The 14,741-nt window shown below is 43.5% G+C and carries 13 protein-coding genes; 12 read left to right on the forward strand and 1 reads right to left on the reverse strand.

Annotated elements, in window-relative coordinates; all coding sequences use genetic code 11:
* Positions 1–17: 17 nt before the first annotated feature.
* The 3 genes from CSV63_RS02240 to CSV63_RS02250 all read left to right on the forward strand — a co-directional run bounded on the left by CSV63_RS02240 (position 18) and on the right by CSV63_RS02250 (position 3,252).
* A complete protein-coding gene (locus tag CSV63_RS02240) occupies positions 18–1,262 on the forward strand; it encodes a glutamate-5-semialdehyde dehydrogenase (protein ID WP_099694350.1) in 1,245 nt (414 codons plus the stop codon).
* Positions 1,263–1,281: 19 nt separating this feature from the next.
* Positions 1,282–2,361: a branched-chain amino acid aminotransferase gene (locus CSV63_RS02245; RefSeq protein WP_099694351.1), complete on the forward strand. Its 1,080-nt coding sequence runs from the start codon at positions 1,282–1,284 to the stop codon at positions 2,359–2,361.
* Between the two features lie 90 nt (positions 2,362–2,451).
* On the forward strand, positions 2,452–3,252 hold the full coding sequence (locus CSV63_RS02250) for a DUF6612 family protein (RefSeq protein WP_099694352.1): 801 nt from the start codon (positions 2,452–2,454) through the stop codon (positions 3,250–3,252).
* A gap of 64 nt (positions 3,253–3,316) precedes the next feature.
* Here the strand turns inward: CSV63_RS02250 and CSV63_RS02255 are convergent, their stop codons facing one another.
* Complete coding sequence (locus tag CSV63_RS02255; RefSeq protein WP_099694353.1) at positions 3,317–4,612, reverse strand: replication-associated recombination protein A; 1,296 nt, start codon at positions 4,610–4,612, stop codon at positions 3,317–3,319.
* A gap of 126 nt (positions 4,613–4,738) precedes the next feature.
* Here CSV63_RS02255 and cymR point away from each other — a divergent pair, with 126 nt between their 5' ends.
* From cymR to CSV63_RS02300, 9 genes are all read left to right on the forward strand, one after another.
* Positions 4,739–5,158: a cysteine metabolism transcriptional regulator CymR gene (gene cymR, locus CSV63_RS02260; protein WP_099694354.1), complete on the forward strand. Its 420-nt coding sequence runs from the start codon at positions 4,739–4,741 to the stop codon at positions 5,156–5,158.
* A 12-nt stretch (positions 5,159–5,170) separates the two neighbouring features.
* On the forward strand, positions 5,171–6,319 hold the full coding sequence (locus CSV63_RS02265) for a cysteine desulfurase family protein (RefSeq protein WP_099694355.1): 1,149 nt from the start codon (positions 5,171–5,173) through the stop codon (positions 6,317–6,319).
* A 21-nt stretch (positions 6,320–6,340) separates the two neighbouring features.
* A complete protein-coding gene (gene mnmA, locus CSV63_RS02270) occupies positions 6,341–7,459 on the forward strand; it encodes a tRNA 2-thiouridine(34) synthase MnmA (RefSeq protein ID WP_099694356.1) in 1,119 nt (372 codons plus the stop codon).
* A 12-nt stretch (positions 7,460–7,471) separates the two neighbouring features.
* Positions 7,472–8,137 carry a tetratricopeptide repeat protein gene (locus tag CSV63_RS02275; protein WP_099694357.1) on the forward strand — a complete coding sequence of 222 codons (666 nt, stop codon included), beginning with the start codon at positions 7,472–7,474 and terminating at the stop codon, positions 8,135–8,137.
* A 31-nt stretch (positions 8,138–8,168) separates the two neighbouring features.
* Positions 8,169–10,595 carry an SF1B family DNA helicase RecD2 gene (recD2, locus tag CSV63_RS02280; protein ID WP_099694358.1) on the forward strand — a complete coding sequence of 809 codons (2,427 nt, stop codon included), beginning with the start codon at positions 8,169–8,171 and terminating at the stop codon, positions 10,593–10,595.
* A 288-nt stretch (positions 10,596–10,883) separates the two neighbouring features.
* Entirely contained in the window at positions 10,884–13,517 is a 2,634-nt protein-coding gene (gene alaS, locus CSV63_RS02285; RefSeq protein WP_099694359.1) for an alanine--tRNA ligase, read from the forward strand.
* 199 nt (positions 13,518–13,716) lie between these two features.
* The gene (locus tag CSV63_RS02290) at positions 13,717–13,989 is read left to right on the forward strand and encodes an IreB family regulatory phosphoprotein (RefSeq protein WP_099694360.1); all 273 of its coding nucleotides are present in this window, start codon (positions 13,717–13,719) and stop codon (positions 13,987–13,989) included.
* Positions 13,986–14,405 carry a Holliday junction resolvase RuvX gene (gene ruvX, locus CSV63_RS02295; protein ID WP_099694361.1) on the forward strand — a complete coding sequence of 140 codons (420 nt, stop codon included), beginning with the start codon at positions 13,986–13,988 and terminating at the stop codon, positions 14,403–14,405. Before CSV63_RS02290 ends, ruvX begins: the two co-directional genes overlap by 4 nt.
* Before the next feature lie 13 nt (positions 14,406–14,418).
* Positions 14,419–14,709: a DUF1292 domain-containing protein gene (locus CSV63_RS02300; RefSeq protein WP_099694362.1), complete on the forward strand. Its 291-nt coding sequence runs from the start codon at positions 14,419–14,421 to the stop codon at positions 14,707–14,709.
* Positions 14,710–14,741 lie beyond the last annotated feature (32 nt).

The following is a 14,741-nucleotide window of genomic DNA, read 5'->3' on the forward strand; positions in this document are numbered from 1 at the left end:
AGAGGAGAGAAAATAGTATGAGTGAAATTAGAGATAAAGGCAAGGCGGCAAAAGAAGCGAGTATTGTGCTGAACGTAGCAACGACAGAAGAGAAAAATGATGCATTACAGTTAATTGCTGATCAATTAATGAAAGAACAGGATCAATTGCTCGCGGAGAATAAAAAAGATATTGAAGAAGGTCGCGAAAAAGGAATTGACGCAGCGGTTCTCGATCGTATTTTATTGACACCTGAACGCATTGAAGCTATGGCGGAAGGTGTTCGTCTGCTGATTGATTTACAAGATCCAATTGGAGAAACGCTAGAAGAAATCCATAAGGAGAACGGATTACATATTGTCAAGAAGCGCGTGCCGATTGGTGTCATTGCCATGATTTATGAAGCACGTCCGAATGTTACGATAGATGCTGCGTCGTTGGCGCTAAAAACCGGCAATGCGGTCGTGTTACGCGGTAGCTCATCAGCGAAATATTCCAATTTGGCTCTATGGCGTGTTATTCAACGCGGACTCGAAAAAAGTTCATTACCCGTTGATTCTGTTCAATTAATCGAAGACACGAGTCGAGAAACAGCAAAAGAGTTGTTCACACTCAACGACTATTTAGATGTGTTGATTCCACGTGGCGGTGCGAAGTTGATCCAGACTGTTATCCGTGAATCTACTGTACCGGTGATTGAAACAGGGGCGGGGAACTGTCATGTATTTATTGATGAATCTGCAGATGAGAAAATGGCGATCGATATAGTAGTCAATGCCAAAACACAGCGTCCGTCAGTGTGTAACGCGATCGAAACTGTGCTGATCGATACGAACTGGTTGGCGAAATATGGAAAGAGTTTAATCCGCGCATTGCAAGACCATGACGTTCAACTGCAAGGTGACGAGAAACTTCAGGCGTTTGATTCGGATATCACTGCCGTTGAAGAAAATGATTGGTCAAGTGAATACCTGGACTTGACATTACGCGTAAAGAGCGTGGAAAATGTACAGCAAGCACTCGATCATATTGCCACATACAGCACGAAGCATTCGGAAAGTATTATTACACAGACGGATGCACATGCCGAGCAATTTTTGAATAGCGTCGATGCGGCAGCTGTTTACGTTAATGCTTCCACACGCTTTACGGATGGCTTTGAATTCGGTTATGGTGCAGAAATAGGTATCAGTACACAAAAGCTTCACGCAAGAGGACCAATGGGATTAGAGGCATTGACTTCTTCAAAATTTGTTATTCGAGGAACCGGACAAATCAGATAATATGTAGGAGGGTTTATGTATGGCAAATGAAAAACATATTTTACATTTTGAAACTTCCGCACCAAAAGACAAGCCGGCAGCGGATGATCCACTTGCTTTCGGAACAATTTTCACTGATCACATGTTCGTGATGGACTATACAGATGGAACGGGATGGCATGATCCACGTATTGAGCCGTATAAGCCGTTTCTTTTGGATCCAGCCGCTATCGTGTTGCATTATGGACAAACTGTTTTCGAAGGTTTGAAAGCTTATGTAAATGAAGACAAAGAAGTCGTTTTATTCCGGCCGGAGGAAAACATGAAACGGCTGAACCGTTCTAGTGATAGATTATGCATGCCGATGTTCGATGAGAAATTCGTATTAAGTGCACTAAAGGAATTGATCTCTCTTGAAAAAGATTGGATTCCGGATAGAGCAGGGACATCACTTTACGTGCGTCCGTTCATTTTCGCTACACAACCTTATTTAGGTGTAGCCCCTTCTAAAACGTACCGCCTTATGATCATTTTATCGCCGGTAGGTCCGTATTATAAAGAAGGAGTGAACCCTGTCAAAATTGCTGTTGAATCACAGTATGTCCGTGCGGCAGTGGGCGGTACAGGCTCTGCGAAAACAGCCGGTAACTATGCTGGGGCGATGAAAGCTCAAGAAGTTGCGGAGGCAGAAGGGTATTCGCAAGTTCTATGGCTTGATGCAAAAGAACATCGCTATATCGAAGAAGTAGGCGCGATGAATGTATTCTTCAAAATCAATGGAGAGATTATCACGCCAAGCCTCAATGGTAGCATTTTAGAAGGCATCACGCGCAAGTCCGTTATTGAGTTATTAATAGCTTGGGATATTCCAGTAACAGAACGTAAAGTGTCTATCGAGGAAATTATGGAAGCCAATCGGGCAGGCACGTTGGAAGAGGCATTCGGGACAGGAACGGCCGCTGTTATTTCTCCGATAGGCGAACTGTTCTTTGATGGCGAAAAATGCGAGATCAATCAGAATGAAATCGGTGAGCTTTCATTAAAACTTTATGAGACGATTACAGGCATCCAGACAGGAAAAGTAGAAGATCCATTTAACTGGGTTGTGCCGGTAGACTAATTTCCTTCACAAATAAGATAGAATGTTCCGTGACAACTGCGTTGCTGTGAAGTACACTGTTAATAGTTTTGATTGAAGGGGAGTTTCCTGATGAACAAAAGTTTGATCGTTCTATTCCTGGCAGTGATGCTATTTACAGTGACAGGATGCGGAAAAACGTCTTCCGCTCCGTCGAGCGCGGAAGATTTATTGAAGAAAGCGGAACAAGCGATGAATGAATTGGAATCTGTCCATGCCAATATCGCGTACGACGAAAGTAGCGTCACATCCGATCCTGCAAAACGAACAAGTAAAAATGTACAAGTTCAGGCGGATATTGAACAGAACCCATTGAAAATTTCAGAGGAAGTCGTCTGGAAAATTCCAAAACAAGGCGCGAAAAATGTTCAACTATTTCGCCAGGGTGATGAATTAGCTATGCAAGAGACAGTTGAAGCAGAAAAAAGTGAATGGCAAGAGCTAACAGAAAAGCAACGCACGGAATTGCTTGGTGTGTGGGTGCCGTTTGTTTCGCCTGTAATGGACTTTTCGCTGTTAAAACCTTTCTTGCATGATGCGGAAATAGAAAAGATTGATTATGGCTATGCATTGCAGTTTTCACTATCCCCGGCTGATTATCGTCAGTTGATGGAAGTGGTATCAGTGAATAGTCCACAACCAGCAAAGTTTGTCCATACGCATGGCGGGTTTCCTGTAGTGGAGAAACTGGATGTCGAGCTAACGGTAAATGAAAAAACGATGTTTGTGACGGGCATGAAGATGTCAGCGAATGTCACCAGTTATTTTGGCCGGGATTATATTCGATATAAGCAGAAACTCGATGCAAAGTATAGTTATTTCAATGATATCGATGCGATTTCCACATCGAAAGATGCGGAAATGTTCAAGTAAATGAAAAAATCCACACCGACCTACTAAAGGTTGGCGTGGATTTTTTCTATATCTAGTTAAATAGTTAACGTGGATTCTTTTTACCTTTGAATGACTGAAGCCGTTTGTGAATAGCGGCCATTCTAGTTTCTTCACCTGCTTCTACAGGGGTGTAGAACTTGGAGTTTACTAAACTGTCAGGCATGTATTGTTGGTCTGTCCAACCGCCAAATGTCCCTACTGGCGTTGCATGGGGATACACGTAGCTTCCATGACCGAGTGCAGCTGATCCGCTGTAGTGTGTGTCTCGTAAATGCATGGGAATTTCACCTGTTGGTTTTTCATGTAAGGTTTTTGTAGCGGCATCGATCGCTTTATAAGCGGAGTTTGATTTAGATGCTAAACACATTTCTATAATAGCCGTGGCAAGTGGAATACGGGCTTCTGGCATGCCGAGACGCTGTGCGGCGTCTGTAGCCGCGAGAACTCGGCTCCCTACATTCGGCGCTGCCAATCCGATATCTTCATAACTCATGACGAGCATGCGTCTTGTAACGGCAGTTAGATCTCCAATTTCAAGTAATTGGGCCAAATAATAAAGCGCCGCATCAACATCGCTGCCGCGTACACTTTTTTGCAAAGCAGATAATAAATTAAAATGATGTGAGCCCTTTTTGTCACCTAGTAAACTAATCCTCGTTAATAATTGATCAAGCAATGTATCTTCAATAATAATTTTGCCATCCTCTTCATCACTTGCAGCCAGTAATGATTCAAGGAAAGTTAATGCTTTTCGCGCATCGCCATTCACGCCTTCTGAGATTTTCTCTAGTTGTTCTGTCGTGATGTCGATCGTTTCTTTACCAAGTCCTTTTTTCTCGTCTGTTAACGTACGCTCTAGTAGTTTGAGTAAGTCTTTAGGTTGTAATCGCTTCAATTGAACGATTTCATTACAACGTGAACGAATAGCGGGATTGACGTCATGGAATGGATTTTCCGTTGTCGCGCCGATTAAGACAATCGAACCGCTTTCTACGTGAGGAAGTAGCGTATCTTGTTGCAATTTATTAAAACGATGGATTTCATCTAAGAATAGCAATACTTTACCTGTCATCCGCGCTTCTTTCACTACATCTTCAACATCTTTTTTGCCTGCAACTGTCGCATTCAACGCAATGAAAGGTAGTTTCGACGTACCCGCGATCGCGTAGGCTAGAGACGTTTTTCCAATGCCTGGTTCGCCATATAATAAAAGAGACGGAACATGCCCGTTCTTGATCATTCGATATAAGGGAGTATGGTTGCCGATGACGTGGTCTTGTCCGATCACTTCATCAATCGTCTCGGGCCGCATACGAAAAGCCAAAGGTTCATTATGCATGTATATCCTCCTAGCGTACGTTTGTTCTTTCATTATACTGTAAAACATTAGTGAAGTCATTTGCAAGAACCAATGATACAATTATGCTATACTGATTTCAGCAATTTTAGTAAAGGACGATGCCCAATGAAAATATCCACTAAAGGCCGATACGGACTTACAGTAATAGTAGAATTAGGACGAAAATATGGAGAAGGTCCTGTGCCTTTGCGTAAAATCGCAGAAGAGCAAAATCTCTCCGAAGCATATTTGGAACAACTCATCCCGCCTTTGCGCAACAGTGGAATGGTGAAGAGTGTCCGCGGGGCATACGGTGGCTATAAACTCGCAAAAGATCCTTCGGAAATTATGGCGGGTGACATTATCCGTTTGCTTGAAGGACCGATCCAATTAGTCGAAGGACTTGATGAAGATGATATTCCGCAACGAGAACTATGGAAACGAATCGGGGATGCCATCCGAGGGGTGTTAGATCATACGACGATCAAGGATTTAATTGAATTTGAAGATACGTCCACTATCGATGAATACATGTTCTATATTTAAAGGAGTTTAGCTATGAAACCAGCTATATATTTAGATTATGCTGCAACGACACCGATGCATCCAGTCGTATTGGAGCGATTTACGACTGCATTGCAAGATACGTATGGTAATCCTTCCAGTACGCATCAATTGGGTCGTCACGCGAAGAAAGTGCTAGAAGATGCTCGCAAAACGTTAGCATCCTCGATCAATGCGTCACCAAATGAGATTATTCTGACTTCTGGAGGAACAGAAGCGGATAACTTAGCAATTTTTGGGTACGTACAATCAGTGAAAACAGAAGGCAAACATATTATCACAACGGAAATCGAACATCATGCGGTGTTAAACCCGTGTAAACAACTGGAGTCACAAGGCTATAACGTGACATATCTTTCACCTGACCGCAATGGGGTCATTACAGCAGAGCAAGTTCAGCACGCGCTAACAGAAGAAACCATTTTAGTCTCTATTATGTATGGAAACAATGAAGTGGGAACGATCCAGCCAATTGCGGAGATCGGTCAGCTACTCTCGACACATCCGGCCGTCTTCCATACAGATGCGGTGCAAGCTTACGGTACGTGCCACCTTGACGTCGAAGAGTTGCAAGTCGATTTATTGTCCGTTTCGGCACATAAACTGAATGGACCCAAAGGCATCGGTTTTCTTTATCAACGAAATGGCAAGGTGCTGTCGAGCCAAGTACTCGGAGGTTCACAAGAGAAGAAACGCCGCGCAGGTACAGAAAACGTACCCGCTGCAGTTGCATTTGCAGAGGCGGTCTCCATTGCCGAGCAATCAAAACTAGTTAAACAAAAAAACTATTCTACGTATAAACAAAAAATGGCGGAAGTCTTTGAGAAACAGCAAATCGATTTCCGACCGACCATTCCCCACGAAGTAGCATCTCTACCGCATATTTATCATGTATCGTTTCCGGGCACCGACGTGGAGACATTTTTGATGAGTTTGGATCTGGAAGGCATAGCTGTATCAAGTGGTTCTGCTTGTACTGCAGGATCATTTGAACCGTCACATGTCGTAACGGCTATGTTTGGGACAGAATCAGATAAAGCGCGAAACTCGATCCGCATTAGTTTCGGCTATGACTTGGATGAGTCCATTATAGAAGAAGCAGCAAATCGAATCGCAAGTGTAGTCAAACGACTAGTGAAATGAATTAAGTAAAGGATGAACAATATGACAACGAAAAAAGCACCTGCCGATACACGTGTAGTCATTGGAATGTCTGGCGGAGTAGACTCTTCGGTTGCGGCATTACTCTTAAAACAACAAGGTTATGAAGTGATTGGAATCTTCATGAAAAACTGGGATGACACGGACGAATCGGGACATTGTACCGCGACAGAAGATTTCGAAGACGTACGCAGTGTCTGTGATCAGATCGGCATTCCGTATTACTCTGTGAATTTTGAAAAACAATATTGGGATAAAGTATTCACGTATTTTCTTGATGAATATAAAAAAGGCCGCACACCAAATCCAGATGTAATGTGTAATAAAGAAATCAAATTCAAAGCATTCCTCGAACACGCAAAGAGTCTAGGTGCCGATTATTTGGCAACTGGACATTATGCACAAGTCGTAAAACGCGAAAACGGTGTAGCGATGCTCCGTGGTGTAGACAATAACAAAGACCAAACCTACTTCTTAAATCAATTGACACAAGAACAACTTCAGCAAGTACTATTTCCTCTAGGTCATATGGAGAAAAGTGAAGTCCGTGAAATCGCGGAACAAGCAGGTCTCGCAACTGCAAAGAAAAAAGATTCAACTGGCATTTGCTTTATTGGTGAACGCAATTTTAAGGAATTCCTTGGGGAGTACTTACCTGCACGTCCAGGCGAGATGCAGACAATGGCCGGAGTGAAGATGGGCACGCATGACGGACTCATGTATCACACAATTGGACAGCGTCACGGTCTAGGCATTGGCGGAGCTGGAGAACCTTGGTTTGCGGTTGGTAAAGACTTGGAACGCAATGTGTTGCTAGTTGAACAAGGCTTCTATCATGACACATTATTCTCAACTAGTTTACAGGCAACCGATATGAATATTTGTACACCAAAAGAATTACCGCAGACGTTCACGTGTACAGCTAAATTCCGATATCGTCAGCCGGATACGAAAGTAACTGTGCAATTAGTTGGTGATGAAGCGATCGTCACGTTCGATGAACCAGTTCGCGCAGTCACGCCAGGACAAGCTGTCGTGTTGTATGACGGTGATGAGTGCCTAGGTGGCGGGACAATCAATGAAGTATATAAAGATGGCAAGAAACTGACGTACGTCGGATAAGGAGGCAACAGCATGTCAATACATCAAGATGCGATTACAGAAATGCAAGAAGGCAATTATGAAAAAGCGATTGAGCTTTTCATGAAAGCTGTAGAAGAAAATCCGGAAGAACCTACAGGCTATATCAATATTGGAAATATTTTTGCATCGCTTGGTGACGCCGAGCAGGCGGAACCATTTTTCCAAAAAGCGTTAACGCTTGATGAAAAAGCAGGAACCGCTTTTTATGGATTGGCGAATCTGTATTACAATCAAGAGCGCTTTGAAGAAGCGGCAAAATTATATGAAAAAGCCATCAATACAGGATTGGATTCTGCCGATGCCTATTTCATGCTCGGTAAAAGTATAGAACAAACAGGTAATGACCGCTTAGCATTGCCTTATTTGCAGCGTGCCGTTGAATTAAATCCTGACGATCAGGAAGTGGCATTGTCGTATGGGATTTTACTAGCTAAGCTCGAACTATTTAAAGAAGCTAAGCCCGTATTCGAATCCATTTTGGCAGTGGCTCCTGATCATGCAGATAGCCATTATAATTTGGGCGTTTTATATGCAGTTTCAACGGAAGACAAAACAAGTGCGCTATCACACTTAGAACAAGCCTTCACTGCGGAACCTGACCATACCCAGGCGCGTTACTTATTCGATATGATCAAGCTTGGAGAACAGAGCGAGTAATACAGTAGGTGAAAAGGAGGGAGACCTAGCGATGAGTGAAAATGGACAATATGTAATCGGTAGGCCGGTCGTGACAATTTTTCATAATACGACGAATCTATTTTCCATCGTCAAGTTGAAAGTCACATCCACCAATACCGACTACCGCGACAGTGAAATAGTGATCAAAGGGTCATTCCCTCCTTTAGTTGCGGAAGAAGAGTATAAGTTTACGGGGCGACTTGTTACGCATCCGGTACATGGACAGCAGTTCGATGTGCAGACGTTCTCGAAAGAATTGCCTGCAACAGAGGCGGGTCTGATCCATTACCTTTCGGGTGATTTATTTCCCGGAATTGGGAAGAAAACAGCTAGTGATATTGTCAAGACACTTGGCAATAACGTCATTCAGAAAGTTCTTGAAGACCGCAGCGTCCTTGACCAAATCCCACGTTTAAGTGACGAACGGAAAGATACGCTTGTTTCCGTGTTGCAGGAGAATCTAGGTCTTGAACGGACGATGGTGCAACTGAATGAATGGGGCTTCGGTCCACAAGTGGCCATGCGAATCTATCAAGCGTATCAAGATGATGCCATCACGATTCTGACAGAAAATCCATACCGTTTAATTCAGGAAATCGAAGGAATCGGTTTTCAACGTGCAGACGATCTAGCGAAGCAACTGGGGCTCGTCGGAGATCATCCTGCGCGTATTAAGGCAGCAGTTTATTACAGCGTACATAGTGAAGTACAGTCAGCAGGACATGTCTACGTAGAGTCTGAGGTGATCTTACCACAAGCGAAGCAGTTGCTTGAATCGAGTCAGGCGCATATAATCTCCTACGAATCGATTACCCAAGCAGTGATTGAACTCGTCGAAGAAGGCGCATTGTCTGCTGAAATGCAACGTCTCTACTTACCTTCTCTTTATTTTTCAGAAATCGGTATTGCTGCTAAAGTAAATAAAATTCTTGAAAATGAAGTCGCTGAACAATTTCCTGCTTCAGAAATTAGAAAAGCTATAGGTGAAATTGAAGAACGCTTGGAAGTGCAATATGCCGAAACGCAAGTCGAAGCCATCGAGCGCGCCCTTCATTCTTCACTGCTCGTATTAACGGGGGGACCAGGGACAGGGAAGACGACGGTAATTAGAGGATTGGTTGAGGCATATGCAGAACTGCATGGCATCTCACTCGACCTCGACGAGTATGCACGAAAAAAAGAACCGTTTCCAATCATTTTGGCAGCACCTACTGGACGCGCTGCGAAACGCATGTCCGAATCGACGGGATTACCTGCCATGACGATCCATCGTCTACTCGGATTTACGGGTCAAGACGACGAAGAGGAGACAGAACGCGAAGTGGATGGCAATCTCATCATCATTGATGAAACATCCATGGTAGATACTTGGCTCATGCATCAGCTGTTAAAAGCTGTTCGCAACGATGCACAGTTATTATTCGTTGGAGACCAAGATCAACTACCTTCCGTTGGACCTGGACAAGTGTTGCGTGACTTCATGCAATCAGGGAAAATTCCAGTTGTTGAACTGACGGATATTTTTCGACAAAGTGAAGGCTCGACCATTATCGAAATGGCGCATATGATCAAGCAAAAGGAATGGACAATGGATGTCACAAAGAAGACATCGGATCGTTCATTTATCAAAGCATCCAGTGATCAAATTTTGCCTGCGGTCAAACAAATCGTCCAAAATGCAACATCAAAAGGACATTCTATTAAAGACATTCAAGTTTTGGCACCGATGTATAAAGGTCCAGCAGGCATAGATGGCTTGAATAAAATGATCCAAGAAGTCACGAATCCGCCTGCAGAAGGAAGAAAAGAAATGGTTTTCGGTGAAACGACGTATCGCGTCGGAGATAAAGTGCTGCAACTTGTCAACCAACCGGAAAGTAATGTCTTTAACGGAGATATGGGCGAAGTCGTTGCGATCATGTTAGCGAAAGAAACTACTGACAAGAAAGCGATCATGGTGGTCTCCTATGACGGCAATGAAGTGCAGTACGAGCGAAGTGATTTGAATCAGCTGACACTTGCGTATTGTTGTTCTATCCATAAATCCCAAGGAAGTGAATTTCCGATTGTTGTCATGCCGATCGTGAGAAGTCAGCGGAAAATGTTGCGACGTAATTTACTATACACAGGGATTACGCGCGCAAAGAACTTCTTAATACTGTGCGGTGAAGCGGAAGAATTTAAAGCGGGTATTGCACGTACTGAAGAAACGGAACGGCAGACGACGCTAAAAGAACGTATAACGGGGGAAACTCAAGAAAATCAGACAGCACCTCGCGAGGAAACCATTGCACTCGACGCTGGACCTGCGAAAGTGACAGTTGAACCGCAAGATTCATCGCAAGCAAAGTTAACAATGGACAATTTTTCTGGCATCGACCCGCTCATTGGCATGAACAATGCGTCGCCATTTGACTTTCTTGAAGTGACTGATTGACAAAGCAAGAGAACTTTCCTATAATTCGTTTAGAAATAAGCAAAAACGTTGAAGGAACAAGTACCTGTTTATTCTGTGTCATAGAAAAGAGCTTCTTGGCTGAAAAAGCTCTCTCAGATCTACAGCGAACGCTATTCCGAAGTTGCAGGCTAATCCCTGCCGTCTTGCCGCGTTAAGGCAACTCGAGATACCGCGTCATGCGGTAATTAGGGTGGTACCGCGATCAATGAAACCTTCGCCCCTTTATACAAGGGGTGGAGTTTTTTTAATTTTAGGAGGAGCAAAACGATGAGAAAACTTACAGCATCTGAAATTCGCCAAATGTTTTTAGACTATTTTAAAGAGCATGGGCATACTGTAGAACCATCAGCTGCATTAGTGCCAGTTGATGATGCATCACTATTATGGATCAACAGTGGAGTCGCTACATTGAAGAAATATTTTGATGGGCGAGTGATTCCTGAAAATCCGCGGATTGCGAATGCACAAAAATCGATCCGCACAAACGATATTGAAAATGTCGGCTATACAGCGCGTCATCATACGTTCTTTGAAATGCTTGGCAACTTTTCTATTGGTGATTATTTCAAAGAAGAAGCAATTATTCGTGCGTGGGACTTTCTGACAAATGAACAATGGATCGGCTTTGATCCAGAACGCCTGTCCATTACGATTCATCCAGAAGATGAAGAAGCGTACACCATTTGGAAAGATCAGATTGGTATTCCAGAAGAGCGTATCATTCGACTTGAAGGAAACTTCTGGGATATCGGTGAAGGTCCAAGTGGTCCAAACTCCGAAATCTTCTACGATCGCGGACCAAGTTACGGTGACGACTTCTCGGATCCTGAATTGTATCCAGGTGGAGAAAACGAACGTTATTTGGAAATTTGGAACTTAGTATTCTCTGAGTTCAATCATAATCCCGATAACACTTACACACCGCTTCCAAAGAAAAACATCGATACAGGAATGGGTCTTGAGCGCATGGCATCCGTGATCCAGGACGTACCTACAAACTTCGATACGGACTTGTTCTTACCGATCATTGAAGCTGTAGAAAATGTTTCAGGCAGAAAATACGGCCATACTACGCAAGCAGACACGGCGTTTAAGGTGATTTCAGATCATATCCGCACTGTAGCATTCGCTATTGGGGACGGAGCACTTCCTTCCAATGAAGGCCGTGGCTATGTCCTGCGTCGTCTATTAAGAAGAGCCGTTCGTTTTGCGAAACAATTAGGTATTGATAAGCCATTTATGTACATGCTGGTGCCTATTGTTGGGGATATCATGAAAGACTTCTATCCTGAAGTCCACGATAAACAAGCGTTCATTATGAAAGTCGTGAAAAACGAAGAAGACCGTTTCCATGAAACATTGAATGACGGTATGGCGATCCTATCGACGATCATTGAAAAGGCAAAAGCTTCAGGCTTGCCAATCGTCTCAGGCAGTGATGCGTTCAAGCTCTATGACACATATGGTTTCCCGTTTGAATTAACGGAGGAATTTGCCCTTGAGGAAGATGTAGCAGTTGACCGTATCGGATTTGACGAAGAAATGGCTGCACAACGAAACCGTGCACGTGCTGCGCGTGCGACATCGGACTCCATGCATATTCAGTCGGGTATTCTCGGTGAAGTGCACGAAGCAAGTGAATTCATTGGCTATGGTCAACTAGAAACCAATGCGATCGTTAGTGTTCTGGTTCAAGATGGTCAACGCATCACACATGCATCTGAAGGAGAAACGGTACAAATCATTTTGGATCGGACTCCGTTTTATGCAGAAAGTGGCGGTCAAGTAGCTGATAAAGGTACGATCTCAAATGAATCATTCACAGCGGAAGTTCGCGACGTAAAAAAAGCGCCTAATGGACAGAACTTGCACACAGTCTTCATCAGTTCAGGTGAATTGAATGAAGGGGTTTCAGTTCATACAAAAGTGGACGAGTTCTCACGCAATCTGACGGTCAAGAATCACACGGCTACACACTTATTGCACCGCGCATTGAAAGATGTTCTTGGTGAACATGTCAATCAAGCAGGTTCATATGTTGGTCCAGATCGTCTTCGCTTTGACTTCTCTCATTTTGGACAAGTCACGAAAGAAGAACTTGAGCGCATTGAATTCCAGGTCAATGAACAGGTTTGGGCGGGTATTCCCGTCAATACCCTCATTTCACCAATTGCAGAAGCAAAAGAAATGGGTGCGATGGCATTGTTCGGTGAAAAATACGGCGATATCGTTCGCGTGGTCAAAGTCGGTGATTACTCTGTCGAGCTGTGTGGCGGATGTCACGTTCTCAACACATCTGACATCAACGTATTCAAAATCGTTTCTGAAAGCGGTATTGGAGCGGGCACACGCCGTATTGAGGCCTTCACGGGTGGACAAGCATTCCGTTCATTTAAAGAAGATCAAGCAGTCATCGATCAAGTAGCAGCAACGGCTAAAGCTACGCCGAAAACAGTTGTCGCAAAAGTCGAATCGATTCTTGCCGACTTTAAAGAACTTCAACGTGAAAACGAATCATTGCAAGCGAAAATGGGCAACAGTCAATTGGCTAGTATTATGGAAACGGCTCAGCAGATAGAAGACGTCACAGTCATTTCTGCAAATGTAGAAGTAAAAGACAATAACGGTTTACGTCAATTGATCGATGAAATGAAACAAAAAACTTCCAAAGGCGTCATTGTACTGGGTACAGTTACGGACGGGAAAGTGATGCTAGCGGCTGGCGTTACGGATGATCTAAAAGGCGGAAACTACCACGCAGGTAAAATCGTCAACCATGTTGCGTCACTTTGTGGCGGAAAAGGTGGCGGACGTCCGGATATGGCAATGGCAGGGGCGAAAGATGCGTCAAAACTTGATGATGCGCTTCAATCCGTGTATGATTATGTAAAATCTGTTTAACCATTTTGAAGAGCGATTCATCATAAAATATAGATACATGTTACTAGTTACATTTCATTGGGGTAGCGAAAGTGTCTACCTTGATGATTGAACTGGAATGAATACGAACGGTGGTAAATCCACAAATCTATTTACTATATATATTATGACGGTAAATCGTTATACACATAAATGGAAATCGGAAAGCGGGGTGTCGAGTATGAATTCGTCCGATGAAACGATGAAGTTTAACTTTCCTGAAGAATCAATGGAGGAAGAAGTCAAAACAGTCATGCTCCACGTTTACAAATCATTAGAAGAAAAAGGTTATAATCCAATTAACCAGATGGTTGGCTATTTACTATCTGGAGATCCAGCCTATATTCCGCGCCATGAAGACGCTCGTAGTTTGATAAGGAAACTGGAACGAGACGAAATTCTAGAAGAATTGGTTAAGTTCTATATCCGAGAAAACAGAGGTACAGCAGAATGAGAACTATGGGGTTGGACGTTGGCACAAAAACCGTGGGTATTGCCATAAGCGATAGTCTCGGTTGGACAGCCCAAGGAATCGAAACCATCAAAATTGATGAAGCGGTAGGTTCCCTCGGGATGAAACGGGTCAAACAATTGATAGAAGAATACGAAGTGACGGAGTTTGTCGTCGGGTATCCTAAGAATATGAATAATACAATAGGACCCCGTGGAGAAGCATCTGAACAGTACGCTGAGAAGTTACGCGAGAAGTTCGGTTTGCCTGTCATTTTGTGGGATGAACGATTAACTACCATGGCTGCTGAACGCGTGTTGATTGAAGCGGATGTCAGCCGTAAAAAGCGCAAATCGGTCATTGACAAAATGGCAGCTGTCATGATTTTACAAGGTTATTTAGATTCACAAAAAAACTAGAGGTGATTAAACAATGGAACACGGACAAGAAACAATGACAATCGTAGATGAGAACGGCGAAGAGCACGTATGTGAAGTGATTTTAACATTTGATTCAAAAGAATATGAAAGATCGTATGTGCTTTACCATATTTTAGATGGCGAACAGACAGATGATGAGGAGGAAGTTGAAATTCATGCATCCGCATTTATCCCGACTGAAGAGGGAGAAGATGGCGGAGAACTGCTTGAAATCGAATCCGATGAAGAATGGGATATGATTGAAGAAGTATTGAACACATTCCTTGATGAAGAAGAAGAGTAAGCGATAATCTCATGTGACGGGCGGAATGGTGC

The sequence above is a fragment of the Sporosarcina sp. P34 genome (genome assembly GCF_002743375.1).
In the GTDB taxonomy this organism is placed as follows: domain Bacteria; phylum Bacillota; class Bacilli; order Bacillales_A; family Planococcaceae; genus Sporosarcina.

Bases quoted from the DNA above. Each gene is read 5' to 3' on its own strand.
- CSV63_RS02240 (WP_099694350.1), top strand. From the start codon at position 18: ATGAGTGAAATTAGAGATAAAGGCAAGGCGGCAAAAGAAGCGAGTATT.
- CSV63_RS02245 (WP_099694351.1), top strand. From the start codon at position 1,282: ATGGCAAATGAAAAACATATTTTACATTTTGAAACTTCCGCACCAAAA.
- CSV63_RS02250 (WP_099694352.1), top strand. From the start codon at position 2,452: ATGAACAAAAGTTTGATCGTTCTATTCCTGGCAGTGATGCTATTTACA.
- CSV63_RS02255 (WP_099694353.1), bottom strand. From the start codon at position 4,612: ATGCATAATGAACCTTTGGCTTTTCGTATGCGGCCCGAGACGATTGAT.
- cymR (WP_099694354.1), top strand. From the start codon at position 4,739: ATGAAAATATCCACTAAAGGCCGATACGGACTTACAGTAATAGTAGAA.
- CSV63_RS02265 (WP_099694355.1), top strand. From the start codon at position 5,171: ATGAAACCAGCTATATATTTAGATTATGCTGCAACGACACCGATGCAT.
- mnmA (WP_099694356.1), top strand. From the start codon at position 6,341: ATGACAACGAAAAAAGCACCTGCCGATACACGTGTAGTCATTGGAATG.
- CSV63_RS02275 (WP_099694357.1), top strand. From the start codon at position 7,472: ATGTCAATACATCAAGATGCGATTACAGAAATGCAAGAAGGCAATTAT.
- recD2 (WP_099694358.1), top strand. From the start codon at position 8,169: ATGAGTGAAAATGGACAATATGTAATCGGTAGGCCGGTCGTGACAATT.
- alaS (WP_099694359.1), top strand. From the start codon at position 10,884: ATGAGAAAACTTACAGCATCTGAAATTCGCCAAATGTTTTTAGACTAT.
- CSV63_RS02290 (WP_099694360.1), top strand. From the start codon at position 13,717: ATGAATTCGTCCGATGAAACGATGAAGTTTAACTTTCCTGAAGAATCA.
- ruvX (WP_099694361.1), top strand. From the start codon at position 13,986: ATGAGAACTATGGGGTTGGACGTTGGCACAAAAACCGTGGGTATTGCC.
- CSV63_RS02300 (WP_099694362.1), top strand. From the start codon at position 14,419: ATGGAACACGGACAAGAAACAATGACAATCGTAGATGAGAACGGCGAA.